This window comes from Saccharothrix sp. ST-888 (assembly GCF_000955975.1).
In the GTDB taxonomy this organism is placed as follows: domain Bacteria; phylum Actinomycetota; class Actinomycetes; order Streptomycetales; family Streptomycetaceae; genus Kitasatospora.
In genome coordinates this window covers 1-313 of the sequence record NZ_JYJF01000892.1, presented here as the reverse complement: position 1 = coordinate 313, position 313 = coordinate 1, and the positions used below count along the sequence as shown (strand labels likewise).

Here is a 313-nt window from a genome sequence, read left to right as displayed (position 1 = left end):
AGGACATCGGAGCGGGACTCCCCTGCTACGACATTGCCGTCCCCACCGGCCTCCAGCAAAGCCCTCGCGGTCCCGGTGCTCGCCGGATCAGCCGCTTCGGACATCAGCGAGCGCCGTCGACGGCGTCCGTCGACGGTGGAACGCCCAGCAGCTCCAGCTGGAGAGGAGCGTAGGAGAACACCATGATCACGTGCGGGTCCTCCTCCGTGGTGAACCAGCCGACATGTACGGTGTGCCCCGCAACCGCAACCCGCCGGGGGATGGCCGGCCACTGCGCCGGATTCACTGGGATCCGGGTGACCCGGCCCAACCG

1 protein-coding gene is annotated in these 313 nt (G+C 69.0%); it reads right to left on the bottom strand.

Annotation, left to right across the window (positions count from 1 at the left end; all coding sequences use genetic code 11):
- Positions 1 to 103: 103 nt before the first annotated feature.
- A partial coding sequence (locus UK12_RS44175) for a DUF5994 family protein (protein ID WP_231591526.1) occupies positions 104 to 313 on the bottom strand: 210 nt, incomplete at its 5' end.